Annotated in this window: 15 protein-coding genes; 5 read left to right on the top strand and 10 right to left on the bottom strand. The window is 69.4% G+C overall.

The features are described 5' to 3' along the window. The first annotated feature begins 81 nt into the window (after positions 1-81). Complete coding sequence (locus ABZW11_RS22450; protein ID WP_355420068.1) at positions 82-1401, top strand: MFS transporter; 1320 nt, start codon at positions 82-84, stop codon at positions 1399-1401. Positions 1402-1633: 232 nt separating this feature from the next. Here ABZW11_RS22450 and pip read toward each other — a convergent pair whose 3' ends face one another. Then, positions 1634-2602, bottom strand: a complete 969-nt coding sequence (pip, locus tag ABZW11_RS22445; protein ID WP_355420065.1) for a prolyl aminopeptidase — start codon at positions 2600-2602, stop codon at positions 1634-1636. Between the two features lie 145 nt (positions 2603-2747). Between pip and ABZW11_RS22440 the strand changes: the two genes are divergently transcribed. Both ABZW11_RS22440 and ABZW11_RS22435 read left to right on the top strand, forming a co-directional pair. After that, positions 2748-3236, top strand: a complete 489-nt coding sequence (locus ABZW11_RS22440; protein ID WP_355420062.1) for a MarR family transcriptional regulator — start codon at positions 2748-2750, stop codon at positions 3234-3236. Then, positions 3233-4567, top strand: coding sequence for an MFS transporter (locus tag ABZW11_RS22435; protein ID WP_355420059.1), 1335 nt, complete (start codon positions 3233-3235; stop codon positions 4565-4567). Before ABZW11_RS22440 ends, ABZW11_RS22435 begins: the two co-directional genes overlap by 4 nt. Here ABZW11_RS22435 and ABZW11_RS22430 read toward each other — a convergent pair. From ABZW11_RS22430 to ABZW11_RS22405, 6 genes are all read right to left on the bottom strand, one after another. Continuing rightward, positions 4542-4802, bottom strand: coding sequence for a hypothetical protein (locus ABZW11_RS22430; RefSeq protein WP_355420056.1), 261 nt, complete (start codon positions 4800-4802; stop codon positions 4542-4544). The genes ABZW11_RS22435 and ABZW11_RS22430 overlap by 26 nt on opposite strands. After that, entirely contained in the window at positions 4799-5236 is a 438-nt protein-coding gene (locus ABZW11_RS22425) for a hypothetical protein (protein WP_355420053.1), read from the bottom strand. The genes ABZW11_RS22430 and ABZW11_RS22425 overlap by 4 nt, the downstream gene beginning before the upstream one ends. Before the next feature lie 34 nt (positions 5237-5270). After that, positions 5271-5861 carry a hypothetical protein gene (locus ABZW11_RS22420; protein WP_355420050.1) on the bottom strand — a complete coding sequence of 197 codons (591 nt, stop codon included), beginning with the start codon at positions 5859-5861 and terminating at the stop codon, positions 5271-5273. Positions 5862-5897: 36 nt separating this feature from the next. After that, the gene (locus ABZW11_RS22415; RefSeq protein WP_355420047.1) at positions 5898-6236 is read right to left on the bottom strand and encodes a DUF1330 domain-containing protein; all 339 of its coding nucleotides are present in this window, start codon (positions 6234-6236) and stop codon (positions 5898-5900) included. Between the two features lie 122 nt (positions 6237-6358). Then, positions 6359-6727, bottom strand: a complete 369-nt coding sequence (locus tag ABZW11_RS22410; protein WP_355420044.1) for a nuclear transport factor 2 family protein — start codon at positions 6725-6727, stop codon at positions 6359-6361. Between the two features lie 459 nt (positions 6728-7186). Then, positions 7187-7816 (bottom strand): LysE family translocator, encoded by a 630-nt coding sequence (locus ABZW11_RS22405; protein WP_355420041.1) that lies wholly within the window; start codon positions 7814-7816, stop codon positions 7187-7189. Positions 7817-8045: 229 nt separating this feature from the next. Here ABZW11_RS22405 and ABZW11_RS22400 point away from each other — a divergent pair, with 229 nt between their 5' ends. Together ABZW11_RS22400 and ABZW11_RS22395 are read left to right on the top strand one after the other, a co-directional pair. After that, positions 8046-8651, top strand: a complete 606-nt coding sequence (locus ABZW11_RS22400; RefSeq protein WP_355420039.1) for a TetR family transcriptional regulator C-terminal domain-containing protein — start codon at positions 8046-8048, stop codon at positions 8649-8651. Next, the gene (locus tag ABZW11_RS22395) at positions 8648-9115 is read left to right on the top strand and encodes a GNAT family N-acetyltransferase (protein ID WP_355420036.1); all 468 of its coding nucleotides are present in this window, start codon (positions 8648-8650) and stop codon (positions 9113-9115) included. Before ABZW11_RS22400 ends, ABZW11_RS22395 begins: the two co-directional genes overlap by 4 nt. A gap of 201 nt (positions 9116-9316) precedes the next feature. On the opposite strand, the gene ettA is transcribed toward ABZW11_RS22395, so the two are convergent. From ettA to ABZW11_RS22380, 3 genes are all read right to left on the bottom strand, one after another. Then, positions 9317-10981, bottom strand: a complete 1665-nt coding sequence (ettA, locus tag ABZW11_RS22390) for an energy-dependent translational throttle protein EttA (protein ID WP_355420033.1) — start codon at positions 10979-10981, stop codon at positions 9317-9319. A 209-nt stretch (positions 10982-11190) separates the two neighbouring features. After that, positions 11191-12540: a diguanylate cyclase gene (locus tag ABZW11_RS22385; RefSeq protein ID WP_355420030.1), complete on the bottom strand. Its 1350-nt coding sequence runs from the start codon at positions 12538-12540 to the stop codon at positions 11191-11193. 654 nt (positions 12541-13194) lie between these two features. Beyond that, positions 13195-13854, bottom strand: a complete 660-nt coding sequence (locus ABZW11_RS22380; protein WP_355420028.1) for a single-stranded DNA-binding protein — start codon at positions 13852-13854, stop codon at positions 13195-13197. Between the last annotated feature and the right edge of the window lie 216 nt (positions 13855-14070).

Genomic DNA, 14070 nt, shown 5'->3' with positions numbered 1-14070 from the left:
AGAGGCAGCATCGCAGAAATAGATTCTAGAGCTGTCTTCTAGAACTACACGGGGGGTAAAGCTCGACCAGAAAGGTTGGCCATGAGGCTGTCCTACGTCCGTGAGCTCGACGAGTACCCGACCGGCGCCCGGCGCATGAAGATCCTCACGATGGCCGTGCTGGCCATCCTCATCGGCTCGTACGAAGGCCAGATCGCCCCCGTCGTGCCCCTGCTTCTCAAAGACCTCGACATGTCGCTGGCCACGTACGGCGCGGTGTCCGGCGGCGCCGCCGTGACCGGGGCCATCGCCTCCATCATCGGCGGCCGGCTCACCGACCGCCTGGGCCGGGTCAGGCTGCTCGTCCCGCTCATGGCGCTCACGGCCGTCCTCTGCTTCACCATGACCCTCGTGCACACACCGCGCGACCTGTTGATCGCCCGGATCGTACTGGCGTTCGTGGACGGCGTCGCCATGGCCAGCACCGCGCCACTGATCCGCGACTTCTCCCCGCGCCTCGGACGCGCCCAGGCGTTCGGCTTCTGGACGTGGGGCCCGGTCGGCGCCAACTTCCTCGCCGCCGCCGTCGCCGGCTGGACGCTGCCCATCTTCAACGACTCCTGGCGCTCCCAGTTCGTCATCATGGGCTGCTTCTCGCTGGTCGTCTCGATCGTCATCGCGCTGAACATCGCCGACCTCTCCCCCGAACTGCGGGCCAGGATCCAGCACACGGAACGCGCCGCCAGTCAGGTCGTGGACCTCTCCAAGCCGCCGGCCCTGCGCTCGCTGTTCCGCCGGCGCAACATCTGGGCCCACGTCGTCGGCATCTCCCTGTGGCTCGTCCTCTACATCACGCTCTCGCTGTTCGGGCAGACCATGCTGGTCGGCGCGCTCGGCATCAGCAGTGCGGAGGCGTCCACGATCATGGCCGCCTTCTGGAGCCTCAACCTCATCACGCTCATCATCACCGGCCGCCTGTCCGACCGTACGCAGCTGCGCAAGCCGTTCTCGCTCGGCGGCACCATCGCCGCCGTCCTCGTCACCGCCTACCTCGCCGTCTCGCTCGGCCAGGAAGGCGTCTCCACCGGCCTGCTGATGGTGGTCGGCGCGCTGCTCGGCGGCTCGCTCGGCGTCGCCTACGCCCCCTGGATGGCCAACTACTCCGAGGACGCCGAGGACGCCGACCCGCGCCTGCAGGGCACCGCGTGGGGGCTGTTCGGCTTCCTCAGCAAGGGCATCGCGGTGGTCGGCCTGCTCGTCATCCCGCACGTCGTCGAGGCCACCAACTGGCAGACGTGGCTGTTCGTGGCGCTCGGCTGCCTCGTCCTGTTCATCCCCGCCATCCTGCTGTTCAACGGGCCCTGGCGGCGGCCCTCGCAGCCCGCGCCCACGCCGGTCGCCGTCGGGGAGGAGACCGTTTAGCATCGAATGTTGCAGGTCGTCTCCTTGGCGGTCTGTGCGAGCGCGCGGATGAGGTCGGTCTCGGCGGCGGTACGTCCGGCGGGGTCGTCCGGCGGGGTCGTCCGGCGGGGTCGTCCGGCGGGGTCGTCCGGCGGGGTCGTCCGGCGGGGTCGTCCGGCGGGGTCGTCCGGCGGCGAGGAGATGGCCGTCAGGGGCGTCCTTCGAGGCCCTGAGAAGACCGCGGACGGCACGTTCACCCCTGCCTGGCCGGAGAGAAGCCCTCGATGGCCTCGTGCAGCACCTTCCTGAGCATCTCGCTGCCCGTGTGCCCCGCGTCCTCCACCACGTGCAGCCGGGCGTCCGGCCAGGCATTGGCCAGCTCCCACGCCGTCCGCAGCGGGCTGCCCAGGTCGAGGCGGCCGTGGATCAGCGCGCCGGGGATGCCGGCCAGCCGTCCCGCCTCGCGCAGCAGCAGGCCCTCCTCCAGCCAGGCGCCGTGGGAGAAGTAGTGCGCGCAGATGCGAGTCATGGCCATGACGGCGTCGTCCGGCTGGTGGCTGTAGGCGTTGGGGTCGCCGTTGGCCTCCTGGGAGATCACCGCGTCCTCCCAGGCGATCCAGTCCTGGGCGGCCTTCTGGCGTATCCGCTTGTCCGGGTGGGACAGCAGCCGCGCGTAGGCGGCCAGCAGCTGGAACACGTCCCCGTCACGGTCGGCCTCGGGCACCCCGCGCACGAACCGCTCCTGCGCCTCGGGGAAGAACCTGCCGACACCCCGGTAGAGCCAGGCGATCTCGCTGCGGCGGGTCATGGTGACGGCGGGGATGACGATCTCCGAGACCCGCTGGGGGTGGGTCTCGGCGTAGGCCAGGATCAGCGTCGAGCCCCACGAGCCGCCGTAGAGCAGCCACCGATCGATGCCGAGATGCTCGCGCAGCCGCTCCATGTCGGCGATCAGGTGCTGGGTGGTGTTGCGGCTCAGGTCGGTGGCCGGGTCGCTCGCGTGCGGCCGGCTGCGCCCGCAGTTGCGCTGGTCGAACAGGACGATGCGGAACCGCTCCGGATCGAACCTGCGGCGCGAGCCGGTCGAGCAGCCCGACCCTGGCCCGCCGTGCACGACCACAGCGGCCTTGCCGTCCGGGTTGCCACAGACCTCCCAGTAGATGTGGTTACCGTCACCGACGTCGAGCATGCCGTGTTCGTACGGTTCGATCGGGGGATACAACGGGGGCTCCTCTCAAGAGGTGGCGGCTTCAAGGCGCGGCCCTCCATGGCGCCCTCTTCGCGCTGGCGGGGATCGCGTTCCCTTGGTGAGGGCGAGTTCTCCAGATGCTGATCTCCAAATATCGTAGCACTGTTATATTAGCGCTGTGACATTTCTGGATCCCACCCTGGTACCCGATCCCTGGCACGCCCTGCACGAGCTCCTGGCGGCCATGGACGCCGAGATCGAGCAGGTCTACCTCGAGCGTGGCCTCAAGGGGGTGCGGCCCCGGTTCGCCTATCCGCTGATCCGGCTCGCCCACACCGGACCGCTCACCATCCGCGAGCTCGCCAAGTCCTTGAACCGCTCGCACTCTGCGATCAGCCAGACCATCGCCGCGATGCGCAAGGAGGATCTGGTCACCTCGGAGCCGGGACCTGATGCCCGCACCCGGCGGATCAGCCTGACCGAGCGCGGCCGGTCGCTGGTGCCGTTCCTGGAGGCCGAGTGGCGCGCCACCCACGACACGGTCGCCGAGCTGGACAGCGAGCTGCCGTATGCGATGACCGCCGTGGTCGAGGACGTGCGGCGGGCGCTGGAACGCCGGTCGATGCGGCGGCGAATCCTGCACCACCTTGCCGAGCCACCACGATGAGGCGGGTTCGGGTCCGGTTCATCGACACCCGCCCGCTGCGTTGCAGCCAGCCGTTTCGCCACCTGTGGATCGGCACCTCGGTCTCTCAACTCGGCGGACAAGTCGCCAACGTGGCGGTGCTGGCCCAGGTCTGGGACCTGACCGGCAGTCCCGTGGCCACCGGCGCCATCGGGCTCGCCACCGGCCTGCCGGCAGTGCTGTTCGGGCTGCTCGGCGGCACGCTGGCCGATAGCGTCGATCGCCGTGCAGTGGTACGGGCCACTACCGCGGGCCACTTGCTGGCTGCCGCGGGGCTGTGTGCCCAAGCTCTGGCGGACAACCGGAACGTGTTGTCGCTGCTCGCCCTGGTCGCCTTGGCGAGCAGTTGCAGCGCTCTCGGAGTTCCTGCCCGGCGCGCCTTCCCGGTGCGGCTGTTGCCGGGTGACCAGGTCGCGGCCGGTCTTGCGCTGACCAATGTGTCGTTCCAGGTGGCGATGCTGGCCGGTCCCGCACTGGCCGGGCTGATCATCGCCCGCTGGGATCTCCCTGCCGCCTACGGGGTCCAGACCGTGGCCCTGGTGGGGTCGATGCTCGCGGCGATCCGTCTACCCGTCATGCGGCCAGAAGGCACCGGCGCGGTGGGCGGCAGGCGCCGGCCGAAGCGAGGAGGCTGGCGGATCGTTCTGCGCCGTCCCACGCTGTGGGGCTCGATGGCCACCGACCTGTCCGCGACGCTGCTCGCCATGCCCGTTGCCCTCTTCCCGCTGGTCAACGACCTCCGCTTCGGGGGAGACCCGCAGACTCTCGGCCTGTTCCTGTCGGCTGTCGCGGTCGGGGGGATCACGGCCGGTCTGCTCTCCGGCACGGTGACGAGCCGGCGCCGCGCCGGCCTGCTGCAGCTGTCCGCAGCGGGTGTCTGGGGCCTGGCGCTGGCCTGTTTCGGCCTGGCCGGGCCGTTGTGGCTGGCGCTCGGCTGCCTGGCCGTGGCGGGCGCCGCCGACACCGTTTCCGTCGTCACCCGCAGCGCCCTGGTCCAACGGGAGACTCCGGACGCCTACCGGGGCCGGGTCTCCTCGGTGGAACACGTCATCGGCGTCGCCGGCCCCGAGCTCGGCAACTTCCGCGGCGGCCTGCTGGCGTCGGCCACCTCCGCCTCCTTCTCCCTGGTCTTCGGCGGGCTGTCTGCCGTTCTGGCGATCGCCGTCGTGTCCGCGGCCAACGCCCCCCTCCGGACCTACCGCCTGCCACCTGCCGCCGGGACGCCTGCCGCCCCCGGAACCGACGACGCGGTGGCGGCCGCCGGGCCGCCCGTCAGCGACACCGCGCTCATCGACGACCTCCGTCGTCCTTGAGCTGGTCGTCGCAAGCGGGTCTCATCGGCGTCCCCTGAAAGGTCCGCCGCAGGTCATACCCACTCATGAGGGATCTCCCACGGGGTGAAGTGGCCGCCGTGTCCTGGGCGGTGAGGGTGACCAGGTGGTCGTCCTTGCTGAAGACGGTCTCGAGGTCGCCGCCGTTGTCGCCCCAGTTGGCCCAGCGGTAGGTGCGCGGTGCGGTCGGCGCGACGTCCTTCCACGACGGCATCATCTGTGACGCTTTGGCCGTCTCTCGGCACCGCCGGGCTTCAGCGTGGCGCTGACGGTGATCCCGCCGCCGAGGACGGCGTTCACCGACAACCGGCCGCCCCATGCCGCGAACCGCGCCTGGGCCACCTGGAGGCGTTCGGCGAGCCGGCCCGGCGGCAGCCCGATGCCGTCGCCGCTGACGGTCAGGCGCAGGTCGCCGGCGCCCGCGGTCAGCGCGAAGCCCACGTGCCGCACCGTGCCGTCGGCCTCGAAGCCGTTCAGGATGTCGAGGACCGTGGCCTGGACGAGCTCCGCGAGCGGGAGAGCCAGGGGTTCGCGTGGGAGTGCCCACACCTCCACCGCGATCCCGGTCACGCGGGACCAGTGGTCGAGGTGCGCGCGCAGGTCTCGTGCGGGCGCGATCCGCTCGTCGGGGCGGAGTCCGTCCAGTGTCATGGTCTTCCTTGGCTGTCGGTACGGTGATGCCGGCTCAGGGGGCGGGGCGCAGCAGGCCGTACAGGTTGGTGATCTTGCCGGCGTCGGCGATGAGGGGCAGGGTGTCGAACGTCAGACTCCAGTCGGTGACCTTGCCGTTGCGGTGGCCGAAGCGTTCGATGATGCCGTAGGTGATCTCGCGGCCCTGGCTGCGTACGGTGCCGTACCACTCCTGGTAGGTGGCCTCGCGGGTGTGGATCGCCTGGCCGGGGCGCAGGTTCGTGGGGTTGCGGCCCTGCTCGTCGTCGTCGAACCGGCCCAGCAGCCTGTCGAGGTAGGCCAGCTTGGCGGCCGTCGTGTACAACTTGCGGCCATCGAGCCCCGGACCGGTCAGGGGCGCCCGGCCCGAGACGGCGACCAGGGCGCGGGCGTTCCTGGCGTCCCAGGCGGCAGCGCGGCCGAGCAGGCCCTGGCGCAGCCGGGCCGCCGGCGCCTCGGCCGCCGGCGCGGCGTCGGCCGTGCGGTCGGTGATCCCGCCGAACAGGTTGTCCAGCTTCAGCTCGCCGGTGGCGACGGGCGCGAACCAGGAGTAGCGGTCGTAGTAGCGCCGTCCCTGCACCACGTCGCCGGATGCGTCGAGGACCACCCGGTAGATGGCGGGTAGCCGATCGCCTTGCCGCCGTCAGGCGGAGCGCAGTGCGGCGGCCATCTCGGCCGAGTCGTGGTCGGGGTCGACGCCGTCCACGATGATCAGATCACCTTCGAGATGGGCGGTGCGGAGCGGCTTGATCTCCTGGTAGGCGGCCGAGTCGTAGAAGTCGCGCGCGTGTGCCATCGACGGGAACTCCACCAGCACGACGTCTCCGGGCCACTGTCCCTCCCGGACCTCCATCGCGCCTCCGTGCACGAGGAACCGGCCGGAGAAGGGGTCCAACGCCGACTGGACCCTCTCCAGGTACTCCAGCACCTCGGGGTGGACCTCGGCGGACTTGCGAAGATGCGCGAGCATGTAAGCGGTCATCATTCCTCCTTCTGGGGACGGGTGCGCCAGGCGAGCTGATCCCCGGGTACGGCCGGACATGACGCCGGACGGCGTCCCGGCAGCCCAGGGCAGGGCACTCGGTCGAACCCGCCCGCGTGGGCTCAGGCGCCGGCCGGCACCCGGTCGAGAAACCCGAGCACCTGGCTGATGCGGCCGTCGTCGCCGATCACGACGACGTCGAAGCCGATGACGAGCGGATCGGCCCCCGCGGCACCGAGATGCCACGTGAAGCGGGCGAGGTCGTGGTGCGCGTCGACGGGCCCGCCCAGGCTGAACCGCAAACCCTCGAACTGCTCCTGCACCGCCGCGATGGTGGCGTCCAGGCCGTCGCGGCCCCGAACCGCCACCACCGGGTCGGTGTACGTGGCGTCCTCGGCGAACACATCCGCGACGAGAGCCTGCCGCGCGTCCGGGCGGATCTCGTTCCACGCCGCCAGATAGCGTTCCACCAGTTCGTTCCTGTCGCTCATCACCTGTCTCCTCCATGATCGTCTCTGCGGCCCACGTCCTGTTACAGAACAGGTGGATCCAGCGCTTATCCGAGCGTTTCGGACACCCATAAGCCTGGCGTCCTGGAGTCCCAGGAACAATCTCAAGTCCGGTAACGTGCGATAACCTGCGACTAATCGCTGAAAGGGCGCGCGCAGGGAACGCCACATCGGCGCCGCCCCGTTCGACCGCGACAACGGCGATGCAGAACCTCACCCGGCAGTGCGAGTCATGACTTGGGCCGCCGCAGGATGACCGACCATCCGAACCTCCCGGCGTCGCGCCAGCGCCGCGCCGAACCCCCCACAGCCCCGGCCGAGACATGGAAGAGCCGCCCCTACGGCCACAGCCGCCAAGGGCGAACGCCTGGACGACTGGGCTGTGACCGGCGTGATATCCGCGATCGACGCCCTGGCTACGGCATTGACCGTTTCACCTGGTCAGCGTTCGACCGCGAGAGTGACGCCCAGGCCGATGAATACGCTCCCGGTTGCCGCATCGATCCGGCGGCGCACTGCCTGACGGCGGTGCAGCCAGCCGCCGATCTTTCCGGCCAGCACGCCGACTGTCGCGTCGGCCACGAACTCCAGGGCGATCAGGATGGCTCCGAGGATGGCGAACTGCAGCCAGACGGGCCCCGCCGCCGGGTCGATGAACTGCGGAAGAAAGGCGATCATGAACGTGAATGTCTGCGGGTTGGCCATGGAGGAGACCACGCCGTTGAGAAAGGCCCGCCGGCCCGACATCCCGCTGACGGCCGGCTCATCGGCCGGAGCCTTCTTCCGATTGCGGATCATCTGGACGCCAAGGTAGATCAGATACGCCGCGCCGGCGAAACGTAGCACCGTGAAAACGACGGGGAACGCCGTCAGCAGCACGGCAAGCCCCGCAGCGGCCGCGACGATGTACAGCGCGTCTCCGGTGATGATCCCGGCTGTGGCCAGCAGCCCAGCGCGGACGCCGCCGCGCACCCCGCATCCGAGCACGAACAGCATGTCGGGTCCTGGAGTGATCAAAGCGACGATAGTGGTGACCGTGAACACGGCAAGCAGATGGGCATCGATAGGCATCTGGTGATTCTTCCATCTCGGGCCAGCACCGGCCTCGGGCGCCGCCCATGGACGCGCCCGCAGCCCCCGGCCCTGCTTGCCGACAGGCCTGCCAACGGACAGCAGGCACCCGGTGCCCTTGTCGAACCGACGAACAGAACCTGCGACTCAGCGCCGCAGGCGGCCTCGCACTGTCGCACCGCGTAACATAACAACTGTTACGCAAAGTCTTGTGCTCCGCGGAGGATCGATGCCCAGACAGGTCGACCAGACCGAGCGACGCCAGGCGATGTCCGAGGCCGTGTGGCGGGTCGTCGCGGAGCAGGGCATGGACGGGCTGACACTGCGGGCGGTCGCCACCGCCGCAGGCTGCACCACAGGCATGCTGACCTACTACTTCCGGGACAAGAAGGCCCTGCTGGCCCATGCCAGATCTCTCATGCACCAGCGCATGGCAGACCGTGTCGACGTACTCGCCTCCCGGGGCGCCGCCCAGGAGAGGCTGCGTTCGGTATGCGAGCAGGCCCTTCCTCTCGACGACGAACGCCGCCTGGAAATCGTCGTATGGGCCCACTTCCAGCTTGCGGCCCGCAGCGATCCCGAACTGCTCGAGCAACACGCGGCGGCGCATGCCTCCTGGATACGCCGCCTCACCGGACTCGTCCGCGACGCCCTTCCCTTCCCTGAGCCCTCCGACTTGTACGAGCGGGTCCACGGCCTGGTCGCCTGCCTGGACGGCCTGGCTCTCAACGCCGTCACCGACCCTGGCGCCTATCCACCCGAACTCCAGCGCCACGTCCTGACGACCCACCTCAGCCTGATCCTCGCCACCCCGAAAGGAACCACAACCCCGTGACCACCGCCGATCTCACGGTCACCATCACCGCCGACCACGACCCCAGAATCCAGCGGCTGGCCCGCGCCCTCGATGCCGACCTCGCCGCCAGCTACCCCGACGACCCTGACGACCCCACCATCACCGCCGCCCGGCTCGACCCGGCCGCTCGCTTCCTGCTCGCTGAGCACGACGGCCACCCAGTCGGCTGCTGCGCCATCCAGCCCGCTCCCGGCGGCGCCGAACTCAAGCGCATGTATGTGACTCCGCAGGCACGCGGCCGCGGCGTCGCCAGGCGACTGCTGGCCGAAGCCGAAGACCTCGCCACCGCCCTCGGCCACCGCCGGATCCGCCTGGAGACCGGCATCCACCAGCCTGAAGCCATCGCCTTGTACACGCGCGCCGGCTACTCGCCCATTCCGGCCTATCCGCCCTACCAGCACGACCCGCTCAGCCGCTGCTACGCCAAGCCACTGTCACCGTGAAGCTCATGCCCGTCGTACCGGAACCAGGAAAACGCACCGCATCGTTCAAGAAGTCAGGGTGCCGCCCCGCCCAGCCCCACCTGCACCACCGACGCCCTAAACGCCGAAACCACCGCCATCAGGCGTACTGCCGAGAAGCGCCTGACGGTGGTGGCGGCGTGTGTGTGAGTGCTTGCCTCGCGAAACCCGTGGCTGCGTGAATCAGTCGCGGTGGAGCTTGCGGTAGGTCACCCGGTGCGGGCGGGCCGCGTCGGCGCCCAGCCGCTCGATCTTGTTCTTCTCGTAGTCGGCGTAGTTGCCCTCGAACCAGAACCAGTTCGACCCTTCCTCCCAAGCCAGGATGTGGGTCGCGATGCGGTCGAGGAACCACCGGTCGTGGGAGGTGATCACGGCACAGCCCGGGAAGTCGAGCAGCGCGTTCTCCAGCGACGACAGGGTCTCGGTGTCGAGGTCGTTGGTGGGCTCGTCGAGCAGCAGCACGTTGCCGCCCTGCTTGAGGGTGAGCGCCAGGTTGAGCCGGTTACGCTCGCCACCCGACAGCACGCCGGCCTTCTTCTGCTGGTCAGGGCCCTTGAACCCGAACGCCGCGATGTAGGCCCGCGACGGCATCTCCACGTTGCCGACCTTGATGTGGTCGAGCCCGTCGGAGACGACCTCCCAGACGTTCTTGCTCGGGTCGATGCCGCCCCGGCTCTGGTCGGCGTACGAGATCTTGACCGTGTCGCCGATGATGATCGAACCCTCGTCGGGCGTCTCGCCACCGGTGATCATGCGGAACAGCGTCGTCTTACCGACACCGTTGGGACCGATGACGCCCACGATGCCGTTACGCGGCAGGTCGAACGTCAGCCCCTCCATGAGCAGCCGCTCGCCGAAACCCTTGGTGAGCTTTTCCGCCTTGATCACCGTGGTGCCCAGACGCGGCCCCGGCGGGATCTGGATCTCTTCGAAGTCGAGCTTGCGGTACTTGTCGGCCTCGGCGGCCATCTCCTCGTAGCGCTGGAGACGGGCCTTGCTCTTGGTCTGGCGGGCCTTCGGGTTGGATCGGACCCACTCCAGCTCATCCTCCAGGCGCTTCTTGCGCTTGGCGTCCTTCTGGCCCTCGACCTTGAGCCGCTGAGCCTTCATGTCGAGGTAGGTGGAGTAGTTGCCCTCGTAGGGGTAGCACCGGCCCCGGTCGAGCTCGAGGATCCAGGTGGCGACGTTGTCGAGGAAGTAGCGGTCGTGGGTGACGGCCAGCACGGTGCCCGCGTACTTCTCCAGGTGCGACTCCAGCCACTGCACGCTCTCGGCGTCGAGGTGGTTGGTGGGCTCGTCGAGCAGCAGCAGGTCGGGCGCCTCGAGCAGCAGCTTGCACAGCGCCACCCGGCGGCGCTCACCACCGGAGAGCTTCGAGACGTCGGCGTCGGGCGGCGGGCAGCGCAGCGCGTCCATCGCCTGCTCGAGCTGGCTGTCGAGGTCCCACGCGTTGCGGTGCTCGAGCTGCTCCTGGAGCTTGCCCATCTCCTCCAGCAGCTCGTCGCTGTAGTCGGTGGCCATCTGCTCGGCGATCTCGTTGTAGCGCTGGAGCATCGCCATCGTCTCGGCGACACCCTCCTGCACGTTGCCGAGGACGGTCTTCTCCTCATTGAGCGGCGGCTCCTGCTGGAGCATGCCGACCGTGAAGCCCGGCATCAGCTTGGCCTCACCGTTGGACGGCTGCTCCAGGCCGGCCATCATCCGGAGCAGCGTCGACTTTCCGGTGCCGTTCGGCCCCAGGACACCGATCTTGGCTCCGGGCAGGAACGACAGCGTGACGTCGTCAAGGACAACCTTGTCGCCGTGCGCCTTGCGCACGCGCTGCAGCGTGTAGATGTACTCCGGCATGCCATCTAGCTTAGGGGCTCCCAACCCGGGCTTCCGCCGCTCCCACTCTCCAACCCGATCGACCACCACCCCAAGCCCCGGGCTACCACCCCCGACATGCAAGGGGAAACGACGTGCGGATGCCGCACAAAGAGGAACGGGCATGCGGATGCCGGACGGACGGGAACGGGCGTGCGGATGTGGGGCCAGGGAAAGGCCGGGTGGCCTGGTCAGGGGGTGGGGTCGGGGTCGGGGTCCTGGTTCGGCGCGGGAGTGGGGTCGGGGAGTGGGGTGGTGTCCGTAGGGAGGGGGTGGGGTGGCGGGGACGGGACGGCGGGGATGCAGACGCGGTCGCGGCCCAGCTCCTTGGCCCGGTAGAGCGCCAGGTCGGCGGCCGTCAGCAGGTCGATCAGATCGTCACCGTGCACGCTCATCAACGCCACACCCGTCGAGACCGTGACCTTGACCAGGGTGTCCTCGACGGGGACGGCCATGTGGCTGATGTGCACGCGCAAACGTTCGGCGACGCGGCGGGCCTCCCCGATGTCGGCGCCGGGCAGCAGCACCACGAACTCCTCGCCGCCGAACCGGCCCACCACGTCGTAGTCGCGCAACTGGCTGCGCAGCATGGACGCCACCCCGACCAGCACCTCATCGCCGACGAGGTGGCCGTGCGCGTCGTTGACGCGCTTGAAGTGATCGATGTCGATGATGAGGAGCGCCAGGGACTCGCCGGTGCGCCGCGCTCGTACGATCTCGGTGTCGGCCTCGCGCTGCCAGGCGGCCGCGTTGAGCAGCCCGGTCTTGGCGTCCGTACGGGCGGCGGCCTGGAGCTGCGCGTGCAGGAGGCTGCGCTGCAACAGCACCACGGGCGGAAGCGCGAGCAGCAGCAGAGCCATGTTGAGCCCGCACGCGATCGAGACCGTGACGCCCAGGCACAGCTCGACGATGTCCAGCAGCACGCTCTCCCGGTCCCACAGCACCTCGCGCCAGGTCATGTCGGGGTCGGCGGTGTGGGCGGCGATGGCGATGAGCGCGATGTTGAGCACCGCGAAGAGCACGGCGGCGGCCACCGCGAACATGATCGGCGCCCCACTCCCCTGGGCCAGCACCGACGAGTCGGGAACGAACCAGTGGAACCCCAGGGACGCCGTGCACCCGGCGATTCCGATGGCGGCCGAACTGAACACCCGGCGGTAAAGGACGGTGGCGCGTACCCGCACCTGGAGCAGGATCTGCAGCACGATGGGGGCGAAGAGCGCGTACACCGGCGGAAGGAGCAGCGCCACCGGCAGCCACCACGCCGACAGCAGGTCGCGCGACACTCCGGCGGGCATGCCGAGCCGCCTGGTCGCTTCGATGCAGACGGCGCCGCACGCCATGAGAGCGGCGAACGTCAGCGCGTCCCGCCACTGGAAGACGGAGAACGCCGAGAGCATGACGATCGCGACGAGATCAAGAGCGACGATCGCGCACAAGTAGCCGACCAGCGGGCGACGTTGCCCGAGCAATGGCCAGCGGTCGGTCAATGTTGACACTCCGTCGCGAGGCTTGATCGAGGCGTGACTGGTCACCGCCATCTCGTCTCCTCTCAGACTAACGATGTGTAACACAATAATTGCGGAGTGTGCGATGTGCGATGGGAACCGATACGTTTGGCAATGACCACACCTGCTCAATTCGTGAGCGGGCCATGACGGACATCCGCGCTGGAAAGGAGCAACCATGGTGCGGGGCGTGACCTGGACATGACAGGTGCTCTAGCCCACTGAGGCGGGCAACACACCATCGGCCGTCCCTCGGGGGCGTTCGCGAAATTCCGGCCGGTGCCCCCCTCCCCCTCCCGCCTCACTACCAGCCCGGTCACACCGCCCCAACGGCACGCACCCGGCTCCCCACCCCTCCCTTCCTCCCTCCCCGTCCGACTCCCCTTGCGCCCGTCCGCCCTCTCCCCCGGCCTCTCGCCCGTTCCCCTTTCCTGCTTGCGCGTGGCGCGTGCGCGCCACCTCGGCGGCAGTGGGGCTGGTGGCGACCTCAGACGATGTCGGCTGCGGCCAGGGACGCTGAGCGGTGAGCGCGCCCGCCGCCCGGTGGGCGTGCAGAGTAAGCGCGCCCGCCGCCCGGTGGGCGTGGAGGGTGAGCGCGGATGCCGGTACGTGCGGCGATGTCCCGTGCCGCACGGCGGTCAAGGCCGATGCGGCGCTGGCCTATGCGGCACGGGGCAAGGTTGCCTGTCAGGCGGCGGCGCGTTCTTCTGCTGCCGGGTGGTCCTGTTCCTCCGTCGCTGCCGTCGCCTCGGGGTCGTTTGCGGTGGTGGTGGCGGTCAGGATGCGGACTGTGTCGTCGTTCGGGCCCAGGGTGCGGACGAGGGCGTTGCCCGACCGGGTGTCCTGAGCCGGTGGCTGCGACTGCTCCGAGTTCGCGGCGGTGAAGTCGGGCATGGGGGTGCGGCCGGGGCGGGTGCCCATGGCCCAGTCGCGGGTCTCCTCGTCGAGCTTGTCGCGCATCTCCTTGCTCATCGAGCCGGTGCCGCTGCGCTCGGGCTTGGTGAACACTCCCGTGCCCCACCGCAGGTCGTGGCCCACGGCGCTGGCCTCGATCTCGGGCATGAAGCGGCGGTCGCCCTCGGTGCCGAACTCACGGATGCGGAGCTTGCCCGACACCACCACCGGCTGCCCCGCGCGTATGGACGCCGCGACGTTCTCCCCGAGCGCACGCCAGCAGCGGACCGTGAAGCAGACCTTCTCGCCGTCCGTCCACTGGCCGGTCTTCCTGTCGAAGTAGCGGTGTGAGGTGAGGACCTTCAGTGAGGTGACCTTGGTGCCCTCGTCGAAGCTGTACTGCCTGGGCTCGGCTGCGACGTTACCGGTGAGCGTGATGTAGATGTCGTTCATCCCATGCCTCCCATGCGGCGGGCCCGCTGCCCGCGACCTGGGCAATACGGTGCCGCGGGAGGGTGGGGCCAGGGACGCCCGAACGAGGTTCTGTGGAGGAGAAGCCGAAACGGGCGCCGCCTGTGGATAAGGGGGCCCGTTCGCGATGGCGACACCGCAGGCGCCGGTCAATGGTGGCGGGGTCTCTGAGGCTGAGCAGCGATGGTGGTGCCTCCA

Origin of the sequence: Nonomuraea sp. NPDC004580 (assembly GCF_040609855.1) — a bacterium.
Lineage (GTDB): Bacteria > Actinomycetota > Actinomycetes > Streptosporangiales > Streptosporangiaceae > Nonomuraea > Nonomuraea salmonea.
The sequence above is the reverse complement of the archived record's forward strand: the minus strand, read 5'-3'. Positions and strand labels throughout refer to the sequence as shown.

What these genes read in the sequence shown, in the direction of transcription:
- ABZW11_RS22450 (WP_355420068.1), top strand. Translation starts at nt 82, where the DNA reads ATGAGGCTGTCCTACGTCCGTGAGCTCGACGAGTACCCGACCGGCGCC.
- ABZW11_RS22435 (WP_355420059.1), top strand. Translation starts at nt 3,233, where the DNA reads ATGAGGCGGGTTCGGGTCCGGTTCATCGACACCCGCCCGCTGCGTTGC.
- ABZW11_RS22430 (WP_355420056.1), bottom strand. Translation starts at nt 4,802, where the DNA reads ATGATGCCGTCGTGGAAGGACGTCGCGCCGACCGCACCGCGCACCTAC.
- ABZW11_RS22425 (WP_355420053.1), bottom strand. Translation starts at nt 5,236, where the DNA reads ATGACACTGGACGGACTCCGCCCCGACGAGCGGATCGCGCCCGCACGA.
- ABZW11_RS22415 (WP_355420047.1), bottom strand. Translation starts at nt 6,236, where the DNA reads ATGACCGCTTACATGCTCGCGCATCTTCGCAAGTCCGCCGAGGTCCAC.
- ABZW11_RS22410 (WP_355420044.1), bottom strand. Translation starts at nt 6,727, where the DNA reads ATGAGCGACAGGAACGAACTGGTGGAACGCTATCTGGCGGCGTGGAAC.
- ABZW11_RS22405 (WP_355420041.1), bottom strand. Translation starts at nt 7,816, where the DNA reads ATGCCTATCGATGCCCATCTGCTTGCCGTGTTCACGGTCACCACTATC.
- ABZW11_RS22400 (WP_355420039.1), top strand. Translation starts at nt 8,046, where the DNA reads ATGCCCAGACAGGTCGACCAGACCGAGCGACGCCAGGCGATGTCCGAG.
- ettA (WP_355420033.1), bottom strand. Translation starts at nt 10,981, where the DNA reads ATGCCGGAGTACATCTACACGCTGCAGCGCGTGCGCAAGGCGCACGGC.
- ABZW11_RS22385 (WP_355420030.1), bottom strand. Translation starts at nt 12,540, where the DNA reads ATGGCGGTGACCAGTCACGCCTCGATCAAGCCTCGCGACGGAGTGTCA.
- ABZW11_RS22380 (WP_355420028.1), bottom strand. Translation starts at nt 13,854, where the DNA reads ATGAACGACATCTACATCACGCTCACCGGTAACGTCGCAGCCGAGCCC.